The 20,854-nt window shown below is 66.3% G+C and carries 13 protein-coding genes; 1 reads left to right on the top strand and 12 read right to left on the bottom strand.

Annotation, left to right across the window (positions count from 1 at the left end; translation table 11 throughout):
• Positions 1 to 5: 5 nt before the first annotated feature.
• From nfi to U0177_RS23570, 3 genes are all read right to left on the bottom strand, one after another.
• Positions 6 to 689, bottom strand: a complete 684-nt coding sequence (gene nfi / locus U0177_RS23580; protein ID WP_409573123.1) for a deoxyribonuclease V — start codon at positions 687 to 689, stop codon at positions 6 to 8.
• Positions 690 to 771: 82 nt separating this feature from the next.
• The gene (locus U0177_RS23575; protein ID WP_409573122.1) at positions 772 to 1,386 is read right to left on the bottom strand and encodes a sulfite oxidase-like oxidoreductase; all 615 of its coding nucleotides are present in this window, start codon (positions 1,384 to 1,386) and stop codon (positions 772 to 774) included.
• Between the two features lie 194 nt (positions 1,387 to 1,580).
• The gene (locus U0177_RS23570) at positions 1,581 to 1,973 is read right to left on the bottom strand and encodes a hypothetical protein (RefSeq protein ID WP_409573121.1); all 393 of its coding nucleotides are present in this window, start codon (positions 1,971 to 1,973) and stop codon (positions 1,581 to 1,583) included.
• Positions 1,974 to 2,676: 703 nt separating this feature from the next.
• Here U0177_RS23570 and U0177_RS23565 point away from each other — a divergent pair.
• Positions 2,677 to 2,880 carry a hypothetical protein gene (locus tag U0177_RS23565; protein WP_409573120.1) on the top strand — a complete coding sequence of 68 codons (204 nt, stop codon included), beginning with the start codon at positions 2,677 to 2,679 and terminating at the stop codon, positions 2,878 to 2,880.
• 55 nt (positions 2,881 to 2,935) lie between these two features.
• On the opposite strand, the gene U0177_RS23560 is transcribed toward U0177_RS23565, so the two are convergent.
• From U0177_RS23560 to U0177_RS23520, 9 genes are all read right to left on the bottom strand, one after another.
• A complete protein-coding gene (locus tag U0177_RS23560) occupies positions 2,936 to 5,731 on the bottom strand; it encodes a TPM domain-containing protein (protein WP_409573119.1) in 2,796 nt (931 codons plus the stop codon).
• 244 nt (positions 5,732 to 5,975) lie between these two features.
• A complete protein-coding gene (locus U0177_RS23555) occupies positions 5,976 to 6,635 on the bottom strand; it encodes a hypothetical protein (RefSeq protein ID WP_409573118.1) in 660 nt (219 codons plus the stop codon).
• 33 nt (positions 6,636 to 6,668) lie between these two features.
• Complete coding sequence (locus U0177_RS23550; protein ID WP_409573117.1) at positions 6,669 to 8,357, bottom strand: hypothetical protein; 1,689 nt, start codon at positions 8,355 to 8,357, stop codon at positions 6,669 to 6,671.
• 24 nt (positions 8,358 to 8,381) lie between these two features.
• Positions 8,382 to 9,089 (bottom strand): hypothetical protein, encoded by a 708-nt coding sequence (locus U0177_RS23545; RefSeq protein WP_409573116.1) that lies wholly within the window; start codon positions 9,087 to 9,089, stop codon positions 8,382 to 8,384.
• An 85-nt stretch (positions 9,090 to 9,174) separates the two neighbouring features.
• Positions 9,175 to 10,080, bottom strand: a complete 906-nt coding sequence (locus U0177_RS23540; RefSeq protein ID WP_409573115.1) for a protein kinase domain-containing protein — start codon at positions 10,078 to 10,080, stop codon at positions 9,175 to 9,177.
• A 370-nt stretch (positions 10,081 to 10,450) separates the two neighbouring features.
• A complete protein-coding gene (locus U0177_RS23535; RefSeq protein ID WP_409573114.1) occupies positions 10,451 to 13,243 on the bottom strand; it encodes an SBBP repeat-containing protein in 2,793 nt (930 codons plus the stop codon).
• A gap of 181 nt (positions 13,244 to 13,424) precedes the next feature.
• Entirely contained in the window at positions 13,425 to 15,281 is a 1,857-nt protein-coding gene (locus tag U0177_RS23530) for a protein kinase domain-containing protein (protein ID WP_409573113.1), read from the bottom strand.
• Positions 15,282 to 15,584: 303 nt separating this feature from the next.
• Positions 15,585 to 17,429 (bottom strand): protein kinase domain-containing protein, encoded by a 1,845-nt coding sequence (locus U0177_RS23525; RefSeq protein ID WP_409573112.1) that lies wholly within the window; start codon positions 17,427 to 17,429, stop codon positions 15,585 to 15,587.
• A gap of 175 nt (positions 17,430 to 17,604) precedes the next feature.
• Positions 17,605 to 20,658, bottom strand: coding sequence for an SBBP repeat-containing protein (locus U0177_RS23520; RefSeq protein WP_409573111.1), 3,054 nt, complete (start codon positions 20,656 to 20,658; stop codon positions 17,605 to 17,607).
• Positions 20,659 to 20,854: the final 196 nt, after the last annotated feature.

Below are 20,854 nucleotides of genomic sequence, written 5' to 3'. Positions count from 1 at the left end.
CGCTGCTAGGGGGCGATGTTCGGGATGCGGCCGTGCGAGGCCAGGCCGTCGGCGGCGCGGGTGGTTTCGGGCAGGCGATACTTGGTGAGGCAGGCCAGCACATACTCGATTGCGGTAGGCAGGCTAATGCGGTGGCCGATCGAGATATACAGCGGCTTGGTGCCGGCGCGCGAGCGCAGCGCCACGCCGATCTGCTCGCCGCGATTGATCAGCGGCACGGTGGCGCCGCGCTCGTCGGGCAGCGGGCCGTGGCGTCCGGTCAGCAGCGACTTGGCGCAGCCGATCGCGGGCAGATCGGCCAGCAGGCCAATGTGGCAGGCAATGCCGAAGCGGCGCGGGTGCGCGATGCCCTGCCCATCGCAGATCAGCAGGTCGGGGCGCACCCGCAGCGCCTCGAGCGCCGCCAGCACCGCCGGTGTCTCGCGGAACGAGAGAAACCCCGGAACATACGGGAACGCCGTGGGGCGGCGCGCGATTGCGTAGTCGAGCGGGCGTAGCGAGGGGAACTCGAGCACTACGACTGCGGCGCGCGCAACGCCGTGGCCTTCGGGGGCCTGCGGGTCATCTTCGTAGCCCGCGTCGACGCCGGCGACGGTGCGGATGGCGCCGAAGTCGTCGCTGGCGCGCACCTGAGCGCGCAGCTGCTGCTGCACCGCCAGCGCCTCGTCGAAGGTTGTAGGCCAGTCCAACGAACATCACCTTGGTGGGGTTCGGGGGCGGAAAAGCCGCCCCCGAACCCCACATACAGCAAATGACCGGCCGGCTGTGGCATTAATCGGAGTAGCGCTCTTCGAGCCAGGGGTCGGCGTGGTTGTTATAGCCGTAGCGCTCCCAGAAGCCGAGCTGATCCTCGCTGAGCAGCTCGATGCCGCGCAGCCACTTGGCGCTTTTCCAGAAATACTTTTTCGGCACCAGCGAGCGCAGCGGGAAGCCGTGCTCGGGCGTAAGCTCCTGGCCGTCGTATTTGTAGGCGAGCATCGCCTCGTCCTCAAGCATCAGATCGAGCGGCACATTGGCGGTGAAGCCCTGCTCGCAGTGGAACAGCACGAACCGCGCGCTGGACTTGAGCGCCGGGATATGCTTCAGGAACTCTTTGAACTGCACGCCCTCCCAGCGGGTATCGAGCTTGCTCCAGCGCGTCACGCAGTGGATATCGGTCGTCAGCTCGATCGTCGGCAGCGCGCGGAACTCCTTGAATGAAAAGCGCACCGGGCCTTCGAGCTCGCCCCACACACGCAGATCCCAGGTCTGCTCAAGGTCGCGGTAGTTCGGTACGCTGCCATAGTGTAGCACCGGGAACTTTTCAGTGAGGTACTGGCCGGGTGGAATGCGATCCTGCACCTCGGGGGTGGCGCGGTCGTATTTCTTGCGAAACGCGTTAAACATCGGATGCTCCTTGATACTGGCTCGATGGGTTGCCTGGCACTGATCAGTCCTCGTAGATGCGCCAGCGTTACATTGTTCTATACGCGCGCGCCGCCAGTTCGGATCGGCCGCAGCCGCACCGAAGCGCGATTGGCGCTGGCGGCGCGACGATCGCGGGGGATGCCGGCTGCTGCGAGGAGATACGATGCAATTGCTCAGAGGCTTTGTAGCTCAAACCCGCCACTGCGGTGGTCGGTGCGCACATAGCGGGCGTAGCTGGCGATATCGTGGAGCAGGCGCTGGATCTGGTCGCGCTCGAATGGCTCGTTGTAGCTCTGCACCAGGCGAAACATCGGATCGGCGTAATGAGCGTGCGGGCGGTAGTGGTAGCTTGGTTCGCCGCCCGCGGCTGTTTCAGCCAAAATGCCATCCTCGGCCAGCTCGCGCAGCGCCTCGCGCGTGCTCCAGATATCGCGATACACGCGGTTGGCGAGCTGCGCGGCAGTGCCTTCGAGCTGGCGATTCTCGTAGAATAGCAAGCATAGCTGCAGCTTGATCGGCGAATCGATCGTGGTTTCGAGCAGGTGCTGGATAACAGTGTCGATCATCGACTGTGTCCTTTCGAGGTCGTCACTGACCTCTGCGAGCGCCGTGGCGGGATGTTAATGTTGCCCAAAACCATGGCCTATGGAACAGGCCATGGCTGATGCATCATGTCGTGCGATCGCGTTGGGAATGCGCTTTGGTGACACTGACGAGCCGCGCCGGTCGGGGGCGAGCAGTACGGAGTATTATACTACACTCTATCTTGGTTTGTATAGAGATTTTGTGGAGAGTTTTTCGAATGAAATTGGAACGCGCGCTGCTCGCGGTGATTTACAGGGCTTATACCAACTCCGTTTGATTACTTGTGTTTTCTTGTGCGGCGCCGGCAAAGCCGGGCGCCGCAAAAAAAATTTCGGGGGCGGCGAAGCCGCTCCCGAACCCCCACCATAATCCAAGCGATCAGCCGGATTTGGTATTACGCGGTCGCCTGCGATAGAGGCTTGTTCTGCCTGCGGCAGCATGGTACCGTACGTTCTTTTGTGCTGAGATGTTGGCGCTTTGCGCCAACATCTCAGCACCATCCATGAAAAAGTACCGCTCTGCCGAAGGCAAAAACGCGCACCGCGTAAGTCCTGTGATTTACAGATTGGTAAAATAATGGTACACTACGGCCTACATGTAGCCGGCGATGTATGCCGACAGCCAGGCGGTTGCAGCCTACCCTATCGGGGTGGGCTTTTTTGTTTGGGAAGCGAGGAGGACTGTATGTTCAAGCGAGAACCCCAGGCCGCGAACCTGAACTGCCCGGAGTGCGGTGCGGCGCTTGCCCAGGAGCGCGATCTGCTAATCTGCAAAGAGCATGGCACGTTCTTTATGTATGGCACACAGCTGATCGTACGCGCGCCGGGCGCAAGCTCCCGGCCAGCCGAAGCGCCCATGCCGTGGGATACGCAGGCGCGCCGGCACTAGCCCGTACGGCCTTTTCATGCCGCCGCGACGAGGATGTCGCGGCTGTTTGATTCTTTTACCAGCCGCTGCCACTACCACCGCCACCACCCCAGCCGCCGCCGCCGCCGCCACCACCACCCCAGCCACTGCCGCCGCCACCGCCCCAGCCACCGAAGCTCCCGCCGCCACTGCTCCATCCGCCGCCACTGCCACTGCCACCACCACGGTGGCCATGATGGCCGTGATGGCCGCCGCCGTTATTGAGCATCGCACCAATGATCGCACCGGCTAGGATATCGCCGGCGCGGTCGTTGGCAGGCGCGCGCCGCATGCTGGCGATCTGATTGTCGATCAGCTGATCGGCGCGGCCGGCTGCGTCGCGGGCGGCCTCGGCGGTGCGCAGCGCCTGCGCCAGGCGTGGCTCGCCGCGCGGGCTATCGATCGTATCGAGCATGGCGCGGGCCTCGCGCAGCAGGCGCGCGGCCTCGCCATTCGGCGCGAGGTACGCGGAGTAGCTGTGGAGGCGCTGCTCGGCCTGCTCGATCGCACGATCGGCCTGGCTGGCCGCAGCGGCTACCTGGCGGCGCAGCTGATCGGCGCGCTGGAAGGCAGCGTACAGATCCTGGTACAGCGCCTCGGCGTGCTGCTCGACGCTGGTATAGCGCGCGATCGCCTCGCGCAGATCGTCGGCGCGCGCGCCCTCTTCGTGCTGGCCGGCAGCCTGGAGCGCGGCGTAGGCGTTTTGTAGCTCGGCGCGGAGCCGCTCGATGCGCTCGGGGCTGTCGCCGGGCAAGTCGGCCTCGTGCAGCGGCGCGAACTGCGCGATCTTCTGCACCTCGCCGGCCGCCAGCTGCTGGGCGCGCTGGGCCTGGGTGCGCAGCGCCTGCATAGCCTCGACCTCGCCGCGCGCATTTGCGATCGCTTGGTCGGCCATGCGGTTGGCGGCCTGGGCCTGCTTGACGATCGTGAGCCAGTTTGGCCGGGCCTGGCCGAGCTCGGCATTCGCCTGGGTCAGCAGCGCGGCGGCCTGCTCGAGGTCGTGCTCGGGGTTTTTGCCGATATCGGGGTCGTTGGCGTGCACGTAGCTCCAGCCGGCGTCGAGATCGGCCTGCGCGGCGGCGACCTCGGCGTGGGCGGCCTCGCGCGCAGCCTGAAGATCCTTGAGGCGCGCCTGAACCGCCTCGACAAGCGCGCGGGCGAAGGCAAGCTGCTGCTCGGCCTGCGCGATGTCGGCGTGCGCGCCCGCGAACTCCTGGGTTTCCATGGTATTGCGGCCGGCGGCGCTTTCGAGCAGCTGCCCGGCGCGGCTTGCGGCCTGCTCGGCCTCGCTGCCATTGCCACGAATATCGCTCCAGGTGGCCTCGGCGAACTGGTTCACCAGCGCGAAAGCCTCGCGGCCTCGCGCGATGGCGGCGGCGGCTTGCTCGGCAGCGGCGCGCAGCTCGGCCAGCCGCTGATCGTTGGCCTGGCGTAGCGCGGGCATGCCGCCGCCATGCGCCACACCCTCGGCGCGCGCGGCCTCGGCCTGGTCGAGCAGGTCGCGCGCGCCGGCGGCGTCGCGATCCAGCGACGCGGCGGCCTGGCGCAGCACATCCTCGGCGTGGGCAAACGCGGCCAGGCCCGCGTCGGTGCGATAGCCCTGCGCGGCGGCCTTCTCGGCGGCGGCGCGGCCCGCCGAGAGCCCCTCGCGGATATCGGCGTAGCGCGCCAGCGTGCGGGCAAGCTCGTCGATCGAGGCTGACGCCGCGCCCGCGGCCGCGATGGCCTCGGCGGCGTGGTGCTCGGCCAGCAGCGACTCGGCGCGCGCCACCAGGCCCTCGAGCGGCCGCAGGATCGCCTGGGCGTTCGGGAACTCGGGGCGCAGGGCGTCGAGCTGTGCGGCGGCGTCAGCCAGCGCTTTTTTTGGGCGATCGACCTCGCCGGGCGCGCTGGCGTTGAGCTGATCGAGCTCGGCGCGGCGCGCTTCGGCCTGGCTCAGCTGCTCGTGGGCGGCCTGCACCAGCTGGCTGGCCTGCTCGTAGCTCTGTGCGGCGCCCTGGTATTCGGCCTGGCTGGGCGCGGCTTTGGCGGCCAGCGCCTCGCCGGCCGCGTCGAAGCGCTCTTGCGCCGCCACGAACTGGCGCTCGGCCGCGGCGTGCAGCGCCGCAAGCTGGGCGGTGTCGGACGGCGTGTAAGAAAGCTTGTCGTACTCGGCCTTGGCGCGCGCATTGGCCAGCGCCTGGCCGAAATCGGCGATCGCCGCGCCGGCGCGGCGGCGCGCGTCCTCGGCGGCCTGGCGGGCTTGGGCAAACGCCTGGGCGGCGGCGCGGCGCCTGCCCAGGCTGCGCAGCAGCAGCGGCACGCCGATCACCAGCAGCGCGATCACCACAATCGCGATGGCGATTGGCGTCAGGCTCGTGGGCGCGCCGGGCGGGTTGTCGATCGCGCTGACAGTGCCGTTGATTCCGGCCACCAGCGCGTCGGTGTAGTTGCCGCGCGCCAGCTGCGGGATCATATCGCGGTCGGCGATCGTCTTGTAGCTGGGGCCAAGCGTGGCGTTCCAATCGGCGCCGTAGTAGATGAACACATTGCGGCGATCGAGCGCCACGAGGTAGATCACCGCGCTGGGATCGAGCGGGCTGGCCTGGATGCCGTTCGCGCGCAGCTTCTGGCTGGCGTAGGCCTGCGGGTCGCTGCCGGTCTGGTCGCTCACCAGCACCACCACGGTGGCGCCTTTGCGCGTCAGCGCCTGGGCGGCGCGCTGCACCGTGGCGGTATCAACCTGGCCGGTTGTGTCGTCGATCACCACGCGGCCCTGGGCGCCGGCAAGCCCCGGCAGGGCCAGCACGAGCGCGAGCGCCGCGAGCGCGATCAATCGGATGAGGTGCTTCACATTCGCTCCCTGTGATAGTCGGCAGCGCCAGCGCGCCGCATACCAAACAGTGACGCGGTTCAGCATACCATAAAACGGCGTGGTTTGGGCCGGGCTCGGGCGCAGGCAAGGGCATCGGGAGGGGCGCATTCCAGTGCAGGCTTTCGCATATCCGAACCGGGTTTGACGAAAGACAGAAGACGGCGATGATTCATCTTCTGTCTTTCGTCCTAAAAACTCGGATCGAACCTGCGGTAGCCTGTTTCTAGCGGGTGTTGACGGTCAGGATGTAGTCGGTAGCGCCGGCTACTTGCCGCACCAGCGTGTAGTAGGTGTGGTCGGCCAGCAGCGTATACGGCATGGTCACCGGGTGGAAGTCGGTCTTGTTGTTGTTGGGGTGCTCGATCAGCAGGGTCCGCGCCGAGCCGCTGGTCAGCTGCAGCGGCATTGAGCTCACCACGGTTCCTGCGCCGAGGTTGAGCTTGTAGTAATCGTCGCCGGTTTTGCTGCCGAGCAGCGTGCCTTTGCAGGGCGCATTCACCACCAGCAGCGGCACGGCTTTTTCGGGTATGCCGTTATTGTTCTTCGGGTCGTCGCCGCAGTCGGGTGTGGGTGTAGGCGTCGAGCTGCTTTGCCGGGCCATGGGCAGGTAGATATGCACGTTGGTATTCGGGTTGCTTGCCACGTCGCCATTCACCCAGAAGCCGCCGGTCAGGCCGTAGTTGCCGCCCTGCATGGCGCCGGCTTCGGGCTGGCCGACGGCGCCGACGAGGGTGAAATTGCCCGCGCTGCTGGCTGTGCCGCCGCCGGATACCTTCCACCATGGCAGTGCCAGGCTGCCGCTCTGCGCCAGCGCGCCCGTGGCTAGCACGAGAACTGCGACGCCGATCGCCAGCGTGGAGATAAGCTTGTTATGTTTGCTCACAGACGCCTCCTTGTTGTGCAATGGCGAGGCGTATCAGCGCGAAGTGCGCTGCACCTGTGATGGCGCGGCCGTACTCAGGTTTTGCTGCTGGGCGGAGTCGATGCCGAGCGCTGCGGGCTGGCCGTGCTCGAGCGGGTGGAGGTACTTGCCGCGCTGCTGGGGCGGCTTCGCCTGCTCGACCTGCATTGGGTGAGCCTGAGCATACGCATCGTGGCGAATGCCGGTGACCTGCCACGAAACTTTCATGCCCGGCTTGCCGCCGGCGATGCTGAAGCGATTATTCTTGATCTCCTGGTCGACATACACTGGCGCGAAGCCGCCGATGCATGTGAGCTGGTAGCGGAAATCCTGGTTGAGCGCTTCGAACCAATCCGGCAGCTGAACCACGGCGGCGCCCTGGGCGTCGAGCACCGCCACGCCATCGTAGATGTTCTTCATATCTGATGATTCGACGGCGGCGTGCGAAAGGATCTGGTTCGCCGGGTCGGCCGGGTTGTCGATCTGGTAGGTTCCGGCCGCCGCAGCGCAGCAGCTGCCGGTGATGCGCACATTGCCATTGAAGTAGCCGGCGTATCCGCCCGCGCTGTTATAGCCATACACGCCCACTCCGCTGGCATTGTCGCTGCGCCCAAAAACGCCGATGTAGTTGGTGCTAAAGCCGGCGACGCCGAGGCTGTTGGTGCTATCGCCTTCGACGCCGCGCCCGTCGGCGCTGTTGCCGAGGATTGCAACCTTGTTCGAGGCGCCGTAGATGCCGAAACCGCTTGCCCCGATGCCAACCACGCCAGCGCTGCTCCCGCCCGAGTTCGCGACGCCCTCGAGCCCGATGCCATTCGCGGCGGTGCTTTCGACATACAGGCCGGTGCCAACCGCGCCAGACCATCCCTGGCCCAGGTGCACGTGGTCGCCCGGTGCGACGGTGGTTGAGGTATTGCCGAAGTTCACGCTGAACTGCCCGCCCGAGAGCGTCAGGCCGGTGCCGGCGGTGTAGGTGGTATTGTTGTCGGTCTGGCAGGTAACATTGCCGCTGGCGTCGATCACGCGGATGCTGCTGCCGCTCGGGCAGGTGCCGCCCACGCGCGCCTGAATGGCGCCGGTGTCGACGCTCAGCGTCACGTCGCCGCTGGTGCCGCCGCCGCTCAGGCCGCTGCCGGCGTTCACCGCCGTGATATCGCCGCCGCTGCTTGTGCCGGTGTTATCGGCGGCTGGCGCCCACTGCGAGCCATCCCATTTCAGCACCTGGCCGCTGGCCGGGGCGCTGGCGCTGACGGCGCGGCCCTGCAGCGCCTCGCTGGAGTGGCTGGAGATCGCGTAGGGCGTGGCCGTGAGCGGCTGGCGCGGGCTCAGCGTGGTAGGGCTGGCGCTTGTTCCGGCCTGCTTCACGCTGATCTCGAGATAGCGCGAGCTGCCGTCGAACACATCGCCGAAATCGAGATCGACGGTAAAGAAGCCGCGCGTGACCGTCACGCTCGATCGCTGTATTGGCCCGGCCACCAGCGTTCCGGTGTTGAGTGTGGCGGTATCGTAGAGGCTGAACTGGAAGTCGTAGCTGCCAGTTGCGGGATTGCTCGAGCTAGTGAGATAGCCCTGGTAGGTAAACGTGGTGCTGGTAGCTTGAATACCCGCCGCAGTAGGGCGCATGGGGCTATGCGCTGCCGCACCCGGCACGCTGAGAAGCACCAGCCAGATCGCAACGACAAACCGCAGCAGATGTGTTCTCATGGCGACTTCCTTTCGGCTGATTGATTACCCTCCCACGCGGGTTGGTGTAATTGGCTTCTTGGCCTTTTCGGTGGGCGTCTCGGTGGGCGTGTCGGTTGGCGGTACCGGCGTATCGGTTGGCGGGGCCGCAGTTGGCGGCACCGGCGTGTCGGTCGGAGGGATGGCTGTTGGCGGCGGTGCGGGCCGCGGCGTTGGCTTCGCCGTGGGCTTGGGTGTTGGTTTGGGCGTATCGGTCGGCACGGCCGTAGCGCTCGGCTCTGGCGTCGCGCTGGGCGCAGGGGTGTTGGTTGGCGCGGGCGAGGCCGTGGGGCTCGCGCTGGGCGTGGGTGTCGCGCTTGGTGATGGCGAGGGCGTCGCGCTGGGCGTCGGCGTGGCGCTTGCGGCCGTCGCCGGCACCACCGCAGGGTTGGCCGAGCTGCCGAAGATCTGCCGCGCGAAGAACCCGCCGGCGCCGCATAGCAGCAAAGCCGCCACGAAGGCCAGCCATATGCCGATGCGGCGGCGCTGGGCTGGCGCCGGAAGTGCGGCCGCTGGCGTGGGCGCCGTGGCCTGCGCAGCCGAGGCCGGCATGCTCCACACGGCGCTGGCCCCTGCCGTGGCACTGGCCGGCTCGGGCTGTGGTTTAAGCTGCGTCGGCGGGGCCAGCACTGGCGCCGGCGGTAGCGCTGGCGCGCTGTCTGGCGCCGCCGGTTGGGCAACCGCGCGCTGCTGGCCGGTTGTGGCGATCAGCACCTGCTCGCGCGCGACGCGGGCGGCATTGAGGACATGGCGGCGTCTTCGTAGTCGGGCGCAAACGCCACCAGCCGCTCGAACTGCGTCACCGCCTCGTCCCACTGCCCGCGCTGAAACGCCTCCACCCCCGACCGGTACAGCCCGTGCACCTGGCTCGGCGGCCGTGGCCGCTCGAACTGCGCCGCCACCCGCTCCACGTCCTCCGCCATCTCCCCGCGCTCTGGTATCGCGCCGCCGGGTCTTTCGCCAGCGCCCGCAGCAGCATCGCCTCCAGCGCCGGCGGCAGGTTCGGGTTCAGCGTCCGCGGCGGCGGCGGCGCCTCGTACACGTGCTTGGTCAACACCGCCATCGGCGTGTCCGAGTCGAACGGCACCCGCCCCGTCAGCATCTCGTACAGCACCACCCCCAGCGAGTACAGGTCGGTGCGCGCGTCGATCGGCCGCCCGGCGGCTTGCTCGGGGGCCATGTACGCCGCCGTGCCGATGATGAAGCCGGTCATGGTCAGGTGCTGGCTGTCGTTGAGCAGCTTGGCGATGCCGAAGTCGGCCAGCAGCGCCCAGTTCGGCGCGGGCAGGAGAATATTGGCGGGCTTGAGGTCGCGGTGGATGACGCCACGGGCGTGGGCGTACTCGAGGGCGGCGAGGACGTGGCCGATCAGGCGCAGGGCTTGGGCAGGGGCGAGCGGCGCGCCAAGCTGGTCGTGCAGGGTGAGGCCGTTCTCGACATACTGGAGCACGAAGTAGAGCAGGCCGTCTTGCTCGCCGTAGTCGTAGATCGGCAGGATGTTGTGGTGCTGGAGGGCGGCGATGGCGCGAGCCTCGCGCTTGAAGCGGACGGCGAACTGGGGGTCGCGGTTGGAGAGCAGCACCTTGACGGCGACGAAGCGCTCGAGCGAGGGCTGGTAGGCTTTGTAGACGGTGGCCATACCGCCGTGGCCGATCGCCTCGATCAGCTGGTACTGCCCCAGGTAGGTGTTGATCAGATCGCTCATCGGCTGTTCCTTATTCTTGTACAGGCGATCTGTTTGACATAAGCTCGCCAGGGAGCTGGCCGCATCTTGCGCCGGAATGGATGCCAGCGATTATACTCGAAAAAAGGGGTTCTACTACTGAACGTTGTACAGCGGTATTTTTCATGTAAAGTGCTCAGATGTTGGCGCGAAGCGCCAACATCTGAGCACAGAAGGGATGGAGTACCTTATTCGTTTGCTGACTTACACTTTGGTGGGGGTTTGGGGGCGGCGAAGCCGCCCCCAAATTTTTTGTGTTGCACGGCTTGGTGAAGCCGCGTCGTGCAACACAATCGATACGTGATCAAGCGAACAGCGTATGATCAGGCGCAGCCAAGCTAGCTGCGGCGCTTCAGGCGAGCGTGACCTTGAGCGTGTACGGGCTGTTGTTATCGAAGAGCTGCTGGCTGTCATCGGTGTACAGCACTACGATATACTGGCCTGGCGCTAGCGCGGGACAGCTCGACACCACTACCTGGGCGATCGGGTTGCTGTCGCCGTAGCCGCAGATAGTGTTGTTCGGATTCGTTGGGTCGAACAGCCACACCTGTACCTTGCCGCGCAGCCCCTGCGGGATATCGACGGTGATTCTTGGCTTGGCCTTGCGGCTAATGGCGAAGATGTAGTTGTCCTCTTTATCATTCTGGCACAGCTTGGCCGAGTAGCTCTGGCCCGCCTGAATCGTAAAGGGATGCTTGTAGTCGTCGTTGCTCTCGTAAGCATCGCAGGGCGGTGCCTCGATCACGCCCGTACCGATCGCGGTATTGATCAGACTGAACGGCACGTTCACCTCCGAAACCAGCTCTGGCGCGTTGCTGATCGTCGGCCTGATCTTCGCGATAAACCCGTCGTAGCACGGGTGATCGTTGGGTTGCTGGCTAGTGCCGCAGTTAAAGCCACTGGCATACGCCCGATCGAGTGCGCCGTCGGTGGTTGGGAAATCGCCCGAGACGGTGCGGCCGGTGATATTCACCCCGCCAGCCGCGTCGGTAGCTACTGCGAACCCTTCGTCGTTTGATGTTCCGCCTAAAAAGGTGCCGTAGCGCAGCTTCGACGCGGCCAGGTCGATCAGCGCCAGGAATGCGTCGGTACCGCCGCCGATCGAGCTCTGCAGGGCTTTGAAGGTGTGCGGGAAATCGGCCGAGAGCGTCCAGCCGGTCACCAGCACATTGTTGCCGCCGGCCAGCGCCAGGCTCACGCCTTGGTCGGCATTATCGCCGCCAAGAAATGTCGCATAGCTCAGGTTCGAGCCGTTCGGCGAAAGCTTGGCCAGAATGGCATCGCGGTTGCCGCCGAGCGTGGTGTCGTAGGCGTCGTTCGAGACGGGGAAATCGGCCGAAAATGTGACGCCGGTGATATACGCGGCCCCCTGCTGATCGGCGACGATGCCAAACCCATTCTCGACGTTATTTCCGCCGACGTAGGTGCCGTAGGTGCGCGTGCCGAACTGGTTGAATTTGGCGATAAAGGCGTCCGAGTACGATGTGCCATTCTGCGTATCGCAGGTGCCGTCGCTGCCGCACGATTGATCCGGCGCGCCCGAGGTGGTTGGGAAATCGCTCGATTCGGTGTAGCCGGTCACATACACCGTGCTGCCATTGTCGCTCACCGCTACGTCGAAGCCTTCGTCGTTGCCGCTGCCGCCGAAAATTGGCCCAAACAGCAGCGAGCCGTTGGGCGCAAGCTTGATGACAAACGCATTGAAATCGTTTGTCGCGGTTGAGCCGCTCACATAGGCGCTGCCGAAGCCGTCGAACGCGACGCCGTAGCCGGTATCGTACGCGGCATCGCGCGAGCCGCCGCCAAAGATGATCTGCGAGTAGACCAGCTGCGTGCCGGCGGCGTTGATCTTCACGACAAACGCGTCGTCGGTGGCGGTGCTGCTGTTCGGCTGGGCGCCCTGCGTTGCGGAAGGTACGAACGCCTGAACCTCGCGGGTGCCGGTGGTGCTACTGCCCTGATTCGCTGCAGCGCTCGCGATAAACGAAGGAAAATCGGCCGAGTAGGTAGCGCCGGTGACCGCTGCTTCGCCAGCGCTATTGACCGCAATATCGTTGCCGATGTCGACGCCGCTGCCGCCCAGAAAGGCGGCGTACACCAGGTCACTGCCTTGCGGGTTCATCTTGGCGACAAATGCATCGCGGTAGTAGCCTTGGCCGTTGAAGTCGCAGTGGCCATCCGTGCCGCAGAGCAGGTCGAATGAGCCTGGCCGGGTTGGGAAATCTGGCGAGAAGGTTTCGCCGGTGACATACGTGGCGCCGCTGGAGTCGGCGGCAATGCTCCAGGCAATGTCGTCGAACGATCCGCCCAGGAACGAGCTAAAGCTGAGATCCGTGCTGGCCTGCGTGGTGGCGTCGGTGGTTTGCGCATCGGCGCTGGCCGCGAATGGCGTGCGGATCTCGCTTCCCTGCACGGACGGCGCGAGCGCGCCGCTGGTGGTGCCGCTGTCGAGCTGGAGCAGTGGGAACGCGATCTCGCCTGTGCGCGTGCGCAGCCGGATCTGGTTGCCGGCGAGCATCTGCGAATCCGCGCCGTCGATGCGCATACGTACCGCCGCCAGGTTGGCTCCCGGCTGAGCCTTCAGGCGCGCCGCTAGCTCGCCGCTGGCGCCACTCAGCTCGAGGTCGATGCCGGGGTAAAGGTTGGTATAGCGCACGCCTTGCCATACGGGTATGTCCGACTGCCAGGCGCTTGGGTCGCCGCGGAAATACGATACGTGCGTTGGCAGGCGCCCGAACGACTCGATGCTGGCGTGGGGGTTCGCGCCCACAAAGCTGATCTTGACATTCGACACATGCAGGTGGTCGGTGACCATCATCGAATGAGGCCGCATATTGCTGAACGGCTTAGCTTTGGCATCAGAAGCCGGCGATTGCTGAAGATCAATCGCCGTCAGCCAGATCGCATCATTCGCAATGAACAGGGTGCCTTTTTCGCCCTGCACCATGTACCGAACGTCGGGCGCGACCTGCCCGGCGTTGGCGATGAAGATCAGCGGGCTGCCAGCAGGGTGTTGGCCGCTCTGGGCTGGTGCTACGCGCGTATTCGCAGCAGATTGTGTTGGCGCCATGTACGCGGGCCGCGCCGACGCAGCAGATATGGCGCTGACGATAAGCAGGGCGACGCCGAATAGTCGCGTATTCATACCTTGGCTCCCTCTTGCTGGTGGTGCGGTATGCTGTTGGAAGGGGTATAGCAGCACCCACATTCCCGGATATGCACCACGACGATCGTTTGGTGGGGTTAGTGGGCGAGGGATCGAGCAGTGCCCGATCCCTCGCCGGTGCTATTGAATTGGCGCCAAACACGTGTGCGTATGGCGGCTGCTACCGGCGTCGCGGCGTTTTGGTCGGCGGCGACGGATTGCCGCCTCCGCCACCACCACCTCCACCGCCTCCACCACCACCTCCTCCGCCTCCACCGCCTCCGCCATTGTCAGGCGTATCGGTTGGCGGCGGCGGCACGGGCGTATCGGTTGGCGGCGGTGGCGGCGGCACGGGCGTATCGGTAGGTGGAACCGCCGTGGGCTTCGGCCGTGGTGTGGGCTTGGGCGTGGGCTTCACCGTCGGCTTAGCGGTTGGTTTGGCTGTCGCGGTAGGCGGTACGGGCGTATCGGTAGGCGCGGGCGTATCCGTCGGCGGTACGGGCGTATCGGTCGATGTCAGTGTCGGCGACGGCGATGGCGTGAGCGTTTGCGACGGCGATGGGGCGGCGGTTGCGGTGGTGTTCGCCAGCGGCACAATCGCCGGGTCGTTGCTGCGGCCGAATGCGCGCACGGCGAAGAAACCGCCGCCGCACAGCAGCACGAGCGCTGCCGCAAGGCCGATCCACAGGCCAAGCGGGCGCTTGGGGGCCGCGCCGGCCGCTGTGTCGCCAGCCGGTATCGCGGCTGCCTGCGGTGAGAATGCCTGCTCGGATATGCCGCCGGTCGCTGCGGCCGGCGGGGCGACGTTCCATGTCGCCGCGACGCCAGGCGCGGTGGGCGCGGCCGGCGAAGAGGCCGCGCTCGCGGCCGGCGCCTCGGGCTGAGTGGCCGGAGGCTGCGCGATGCCAAACGATAGCGGCGTGAATGCAGCCGGCCGCGCGGGTGTGCTTGGCGGCTGTGGCGCAGCTGGCTGCGCCGGCGGCAGCGGGTTGGCCGTCGGTGTGAACGGTGCCGTCGCGCTGCGCTGCTGGCCGGTAGCGCCCATCTGATCTTGAGCCACGCGGGCGGCATTGAGGAGCATGGCGGCGTCTTCGTAGTCGGGCGCAAACGCCACCAGCCGCTCGAACTGCGTCACCGCCTCGTCCCACTCCCCCCGCTGAAACGCCTCCACCCCCGCCCGGTACAGCCCGTGCACCTGGCTCGGCGGCCGTGGCCGCTCGAACTGCGCCGCCACCCGCTCCACGTCCTCCGCCATCTCCCCCGCGCTCTGGTACCGCGCCGCCGGGTCTTTCGCCAGCGCCCGCAGCAGCATCGCCTCCAGCGCCGGCGGCAGGTTCGGGTTCAGCGTCCGCGGCGGCGGCGGCGCCTCGTACACGTGCTTGGTCAACACCGCCATCGGCGTGTCCGAGTCGAACGGCACCCGCCCCGTCAGCATCTCGTACAGCACCACCCCCAGCGAGTACAGGTCGGTGCGCGCGTCGATCGGCCGCCCGGCGGCTTGCTCGGGGGCCATGTACGCCGCCGTGCCGATGATGAAGCCGGTCATGGTCAGGTGCTGGCTGTCGTTGAGCAGCTTGGCGATGCCGAAGTCGGCCAGCAGCGCCCAGTTCGGCGCGGGCAGGAGAATATTGGCGGGCTTGAGGTCGCGGTGGATGACGCCACGGGCGTGGGCGTACTCGAGGGCGGCGAGGACGTGGCCGATCAGGCGCAGGGCTTGGGCAGGGGCGAGCGGCGCGCCAAGCTGGTCGTGCAGGGTGAGGCCGTTCTCGACATACTGGAGCACGAAGTAGAGCAGGCCGTCTTGCTCGCCGTAGTCGTAGATCGGCAGGATGTTGTGGTGCTGGAGGGCGGCGATGGCGCGAGCCTCGCGCTTGAAGCGGACGGCGAACTGAGGGTCGCGGTTGGAGAGCAGCACCTTGACGGCGACGAAGCGCTCGAGCGAGGGCTGGTAGGCTTTGTAGACGGTGGCCATACCGCCGTGGCCGATCGCCTCGATCAGCTGGTACTGCCCCAGGTAGGTGTTGATCAGATCGCTCATCGGCTAGTATTCCTTCTCGGCACCATGCAACCAAGCCTTTGTTACTAAACGTTCTGAAAATGGCTTTTGGATCTGTCGGGCGCCGTGGTGAAGTGTGAACAAGGCTATTTCGCTATAGTTAGGTGGATTTGCCGGATGTGTGTTAAAGTAAATTTGCCATTAAAATGAGATTTTACGGGCTACTATGCGTTAATTACGCCGTAAATATAATTGTAGTCTTTAACTATTTGATCGTCATCAGTCTCAAGTCTAGTGTCTCTTTCGCCGATTATTAGCTGGTGTAGCGCTGTTGATCCGCGAAAGTTATCCTTCCGGCGTCGGTGTTTTGCGCGGGCGCGACGGCGCGGGCGTGTCGGTCGGCGGCACAGGCGTGTCGGTCGGCGGCGCGGCTGTCGCGGTCGGCGGCGCTGGCGTGTCGGTTGGCGGTGCGGATGTCGCGGTTGGTTTTGGCCTAGCTGTTGGCTTTGCGGTTGGCTTGGCGGTGTTCGTTGGAGCTGGCGTGCTGGTTGGCGTCGCACTCGGCGCCTCGGTTGCCGTTGCGCTCGGCGCCTCGGTTGGGGCGAGCGTGCTGGTTGGCGTGAGCGTGCTGGTGGCGGCGAGCGTGCTGGTTGGCGTGAGCGTGCTTGTGGCGGCGAGCAGCGCCGGCGCCTGGGTAGCGGCCGGGTCGCCGGCGTTCGCGGCGGCGCCGCGGCTCTGCCACGGTCGCCAGATCGCCAACGACACGCCGATCAGCGCCAGTGCAACCAGCAGCAGCGGCCAGATCGCGCGGCGGCTTGGCGGCGCAGCGGTCTCGGCCAGTGGGCGGAGGGCGGGCGCCACAGCTGGCGCGCGCGGTGCTGGGGCGGCAGCTTCGGCCAGCGGGCGGGTTACAGGTGTGGCAGCTGGCGCAGGCGTTGGGAGCTTTGGCGGCATTGCTACGGGCGCCGCTGGCGCGCCTTGGCTGCTCGCGTCCGGCCTGGCATCGGCCAAGGGCGCTATCGCCGCGCGGCAATACGGGCACACCTGCCAGTCCGACTGCACGATCCGGCCGCATTCCTGGCAGCGAATACGCGGCTTCGGCGCGCTCGGCACAACTTTCTCGGTCGTCTGGCCGATCGGCGCCAGGGCCGGGCGCGGGCCAGTGTTGGCTTGCGGGCGCGCCGCCGAGCGCCGTCCGGCATTGCGCTGCGCGCGCGCCATCTCCAGCATGTTGGCCGCGTCGTCGTGCTCGGGGTCGAGCCGCAGAGCGCGATTCAGCCGGTCGACCGCTTCGTCCCAGCGCTGCTCGTGAAACGCCTGCACACCCGCAAGGTACAGGTCGGTTACCTTGGGCGACACGTACGGCTTGCCCAGCAGCGATACGACGCGCTCGAGATCGGCGCGCATCTCGCCGGCGCTCTGGTAGCGGTCGTCTGGGTGTTTGGCCAGGGCCTGCAGCAGCGCCTCTTCGACTGCAGGGTGGATCTGCGGGTTGATCGTGCGCGGCGGCGGCGGCGGGTCGTACACGTGTTGGGTGAGCAGGGCCATGGGCGTATCGGCGTAGAACGGCGGCTGGCCGGCCAGCAGCTCGTACAGCACCACGCCGATCGAGTACAGGTCGGTGCGCGCGTCGACTGGCCGGCCGGCGGCTTGCTCGGGGGCCATGTACGCGGCCGTGCCGACGATAAAGCCGGTGAGCGTAAGGTGCTGGCTGTCGTTCACAAGCTTTGCAATGCCGAAATCGGCCAGCATCGCCCAGCTAGGCGCCGGCAGCAGCACATTCGCTGGCTTGATATCGCGGTGGACGATCCCGCGCCGGTGGGCGTACTCCAGCGCGCTCAGCACCTGCCCGATCAGCGGCACCGCCTCGGTTGGCGGCATGGGTGTGCCAAGCCGATCCTGCAACGTCACGCCATTCTCGACATACTGCATCACGAAGTAGGCCAGCGCGCCTTCCTCGCCGTAGTCGTAGATCGGCAGAATATTCGGGTGTTGCAGCGCCGCGACGGCGCGGGCTTCGCGGCGGAAGCGCGAGGCGAACTGCGGGTCGTGGCTGGCCGTCAGCACCTTCACGGCCACATACCGGTCGAGCGAGGCCTGGTAAGCTTTGTATACCGTCGACATGCCGCCATGGCCGATCGGCTCGATCAGATGGTATTGCCCCAGGTATGTGTCGCTCAGGTCGGTCATTCGGCTTGTTTACCGCATAATACAAATTCGCTTGATGACTGACACTTTGGTGGGGGTTCGGGGCGGCAAAGCCGCTCCCGTATTTCTTTTTGTGTTGCACTGCGTGGCAAAGCCACGCAGTGCAACACAAACTATACGTGATCAAGCGAAAAGCGTATAAATATGTAAAGATGGCTTAATTCTTCAGCTGAACCAAAAGCGTATACTCGTGGACGTCGTCGAATGTTCCGTCGCCCTTGGGCGTATACAGGCGGATGACATTCGAGCCAGCCTGGACGAACGAGCAGGTGATCTGGTTGGACGCCGATCGGGCGTCGGTGTTGAAGCACGCCGGCTGGTTGAGATTGTCGTTGTTATAGATCGCCACATACAGGTGCCCGCGCAGCGTGCTTGGCAGGCCCAGCGTCACTACAATCGTGTTGCCGGCAGGATTCTGCACGATGTAGTTGTCTTCGCGCAGGTTGTTTGGCGGCGTGAGCTTTTCTTTGCTGCAGATCTTGGCGCTGATCTGCGTGCCGATCGCGATCGGCGCGGGGTTGGCTTTGCGATCGTCGTTTGGCTCATACGCGTCGCAGCCGCGCTCCTGCGGCTGGGAGGTGTACGAGGCGAACGGCGCGTAGGCTTTTGTCTCGGTTCGCTGTACCACCGGCGTGGCGGCGAACGGCTGGGCCTGGGCATTGCCGCTGACCGCGATGGCCTGCTGCGCGGGCTGGAATGTGTAGCCGCTGCGGTTGGGCGTGAGCGTGTAGCTGCCGGCCGCCACCCCGCTGATGGTGTAGCTGCCGGCGGCGTCGGTGGTGGCGCTGTCGCCCACGCCATCGTCGATCGTCACGCCGGCCAGCGGCGCGCCGCTCCCGTCGAGGATCACCTGCCCGCTGATCGTGTAGGTTGGCACGTCGGCGTTGAAGTTCAGGTTGGTCTGGTCGCCGCTGATCTGCAGGTTGGCGATCGATGGCGGGTTGAAGATGTAGCCGGCTTTGCTGGGCGTAATCGTGTACTGCCCGGCCAGCAGCCCGCCGATGCTGTAGCTGCCGTCGCTCTGCGTCGCGGTGCTCTGCGACCCCGCGCTGACCATGACGCCGCCAATGCCGCTCTGGCCACTCTTGTCGTACACATGGCCGCTGATGGTGTAGCGCGGCGCGCTGCCAAGCGCTAGCTTGCTCAGCACTGCGTCGTGGCCGCTGGCGTAGCTGCTGTCGTAGGCGCCCGAGGTTGTCGGGTAGTTTGACGAGGTGGTGAAGCCGGTGACGAACGGCGCTCCGTTGCGGTCGAGCGCAATGCCGTCGATCGAGTCGAGCGCTGCGCCTCCCAGGTAGGTGCCGTAGCTCAGCGTGGCGCCGCTGGCGTCGAGGCGCGCCACAAACCCGTCCTGCAGGCCCTTTGGCTGCGGCGCGAGGCTTCCAGCGCTCGTTGGGAAGTCGGCCGAGCTGGTGTTGCCCACAACGAATACGTCGCCATTGCTGACCACTGCCACGCCGGTGCCGAAATCTTCGTCTTTGCCGCCCAGGTACCGGGCGAACTCCAGCGTTTGGCCGCTCGCGCCGAGCTTCAGCACAATCGCGTCGTCGAGGCCGCCCGACTGCTGGCCGAACGCGCCCGGCGTCGCGGGGAAATCGGTCGATAGGCTATAGCCGGCCACGTACGCCGCGCCGCTGCCATCCACCACAATGCTCTCGCCGCGGTCGGTATTCGTGCCGCCGACATACGTGCCGTAGACCAGGCTGGTGCCGCTGCTGCTGAGCTTGACCACGAAAATATCTTCCAGGCCGTTGAAGCCAGGGTCGTAGCCGCTGGCGGGCAGAAAGATCGGCGACAGCGTGTAGCCGGTGATATAGGCCGAGCCGGCGGCGTCGACCGCGATATCGTTGCCCTGGTCGTTTTCGCTACCGCCCAGGTAGGTACTGTACACCAGCTGCCTGCCGTCGGCGCTCAGCTTGGTAACATACACGTCGAAGTTGCCGTTGTAGCTGGTGTCCAGCGCGCTGGGGCTGGTCGGGAAATTGCTTGAAGTCGTGCGGCCGGTTACATACGCCGCGCCGGCGCCGTCGATCGCGATCTCGAAGCCGCGCTCGTCGCCGCTGCCGCCCAGGTAGGTGCTGTATGCCAGGTCGCTGCCGTCGGGCCGCAGCTTGGCTATAAACGCGTCGCGGTTGATCTTGTCGACGCCGCTGCCGCTGGTGTCGTACGCGCCACTCGTGGTGGGGAAGTTGGACGACGCGGTGTAGCCCACCACATATGCCGCGCCGCTGGTATCGACCGCGATGCCGCTGATGTAGTCGACACTGTCGCCGCCGATAATCGCGGCGTAGGCTGGCGGCTGCCCGGCTTCCGCGGCCTGCTTGACGATCACGCCGTTGATGCCCGAAGGGTTGCTTTTGTACGCGCCGGGCGTGCTTGGGAACTGGCTCGAGTCCGACCAGCCGCCGATATATGCCGCGCCCTGGCTATCGACGGCGATTGCGTCGCCTTCGTCGTCGCCGCTGGCGCCGTACAGCGTACTGTAGCTCAGGTCGGCCAGCCCGCCGGCTGGCGCGGCGGCCGGGCGGTCGCCGCGCGCGAAGGGCGTGGCGATGGTGTCGCCGCTGGCGCTGGCGTACGCGTGTGTGCCGAGCGGCTGGCCATTGGCGCCAAGCAGCGCGGGCAGCGGTAGGCGGGCCTCGCCCAGCGCCGTGCCGATGCTGAGGGTGTCGCCGCTGATTAGCTGGCGGTCGCCGCCTTCGACGCGCATGCGCACCGCCGCAGGGTCGGCGCCGGGGTGGGCGATCATGCGTAGGCTCAGCTGCCCGTCCGCGCCGCCCAGCTCGAGGTCGATGCCGGGGTACAGATCGCGGTAGCGCACGCCGCCCCAGGCCGGCACGCCGGTGTGCCAGCCGCGCCGGTCGCTGCCAAGAAAAAACGATACGCGCGTCGCGATCGGGCCGAGCGGCTCGGGGCGCACCGGGCGGGCGCCGGGGAAGCTGACGCGCAGATTGACCTGGGTCGCGTCGCCGGCCAGCACGAGCCAGATCGCGTCGTCGGCCAGAAACAGGCTGGCGGCGCCGCCGCGCACGGCGAAGCGGGCGCGTGCGTCGAGCTGGCCGGCATTGGCGACAAACAGAAGTGGCGCGGCAGGGGCCGCAGGGCCGGCGGGCGCCGGGGCGAGCTGAGCGGCCTGCGCAACCCCGCCAACGAGCATCAGCATGGTAAGGCTCAGCAGCGCGAGCCAATCTGGGCACATTCGCAAGCGCACTGGTGGATCCTTAACCTCGGAGCCGCATATCGCAACGAGCAGTGCGGCTGCACACGCCGCTCGCTACGATGTACGGTCTGCCTGGTGATATTAGGCCGCCATGCCTGTGAAGGTACTGCGGCGCGGGCGTACAGTGGCGTACAGCCGCGGCGCGTAAGAGACTCGTCGGGCGGTGACGGCGGTTGTGTTCAATTCC

This window comes from Kouleothrix sp., assembly GCF_046328425.1.
In the GTDB taxonomy this organism is placed as follows: Bacteria; Chloroflexota; Chloroflexia; order Chloroflexales; family Roseiflexaceae; genus Kouleothrix.
The sequence above is the reverse complement of the archived record's forward strand: the minus strand, read 5'-3'. Positions and strand labels throughout refer to the sequence as shown.

Excerpts from the sequence above, each read along its gene's own strand:
- U0177_RS23565 (WP_409573120.1), top strand. The coding sequence starts at position 2,677 with ATGTTCAAGCGAGAACCCCAGGCCGCGAACCTGAACTGCCCGGAGTGC.
- U0177_RS23575 (WP_409573122.1), bottom strand. The coding sequence starts at position 1,386 with ATGTTTAACGCGTTTCGCAAGAAATACGACCGCGCCACCCCCGAGGTG.
- U0177_RS23540 (WP_409573115.1), bottom strand. The coding sequence starts at position 10,080 with ATGAGCGATCTGATCAACACCTACCTGGGGCAGTACCAGCTGATCGAG.
- U0177_RS23530 (WP_409573113.1), bottom strand. The coding sequence starts at position 15,281 with ATGAGCGATCTGATCAACACCTACCTGGGGCAGTACCAGCTGATCGAG.
- U0177_RS23570 (WP_409573121.1), bottom strand. The coding sequence starts at position 1,973 with ATGATCGACACTGTTATCCAGCACCTGCTCGAAACCACGATCGATTCG.
- U0177_RS23525 (WP_409573112.1), bottom strand. The coding sequence starts at position 17,429 with ATGACCGACCTGAGCGACACATACCTGGGGCAATACCATCTGATCGAG.
- U0177_RS23535 (WP_409573114.1), bottom strand. The coding sequence starts at position 13,243 with ATGAATACGCGACTATTCGGCGTCGCCCTGCTTATCGTCAGCGCCATA.
- U0177_RS23550 (WP_409573117.1), bottom strand. The coding sequence starts at position 8,357 with ATGAGAACACATCTGCTGCGGTTTGTCGTTGCGATCTGGCTGGTGCTT.